Origin of the sequence: Arthrobacter sp. lap29, assembly GCF_032458965.1 — a bacterium.
In the GTDB taxonomy this organism is placed as follows: domain Bacteria; phylum Actinomycetota; class Actinomycetes; order Actinomycetales; family Micrococcaceae; genus Specibacter; species Specibacter psychrochitiniphilus.
In genome coordinates, this window is sequence record NZ_JAUCEK010000042.1 from 1 (window position 1) to 803 (window position 803).

General features: G+C 63.0%; 1 pseudogene. It reads left to right on the forward strand.

The features are described from left to right. Positions 1–49 precede the first annotated feature (49 nt). Positions 50–803: pseudogene (locus tag RY113_RS18430) on the forward strand (hypothetical protein); the annotation flags it as partial.

Genomic DNA, 803 nt, shown 5'->3' on the forward strand with positions numbered 1-803 from the left:
CTTTCAAGCGAAAGCACGCAGGGCACGGGAATCAATGTTCCCAGCCACCATGGCCACCCGGACCAAGGAAGCCTTTCGGCAACGGACCATGACGTGCTTACCGGGAAAAGACGGGATGTCCTGGCTCACCCTGTACGTGCCCACCCTGGCCGCTGAAGGTATCTATACCAACTGCACCCGCCTAGCCAGGGCACTGAAAGCCGACGCGAACACAGCCCAATCCCATGCGGACCAAGCAGGTACCGGCCAAGACTGCCGTGAATACCGGACCCTGACCCAACTCAGAGCCGATGTAGGCGCAACCCTGCTCCTAGGACCACCACCCACCAACACCAATAGCACCACCGGCGCCAGGGCTGGTGCCAGGGCCGGCGCCAGGGCCGGCGCCAGGGTCGGCGCGGGTGCTGGCGGAAGTGCTGGAGGTGGTGAGGGTTCCGTTGGGGGTGATGGGCTACATGATCGTGTTAATACCTCGGACGGGAACAATGCCTGGTTCGGGGGAGTGCGGATCGCGGAAGAGGAAGCACCCTGGCACTACACCGGCCCGCGTACCAGCCCGAACCCCGGTTCAAGCACGGGCCCGCACACTGCTGCAGCCCCAGAGCTAAACCCAAAGCTAAACCCAGAGCTAAACCCAGAGCTAGCCCCGGGGTGGACTGCTGTGGACGGTGAATCGTTCGCTCACACCACAGCAAATAATCCCACCTCGCAACCCTTTAGCGGTACCGTCCTGCCTGAAACCAGCGGGTCTGTGGTGGGGGATGAGGTGCTGGTGGGTGAGTTGGTGGGGGATGGATCGGGGC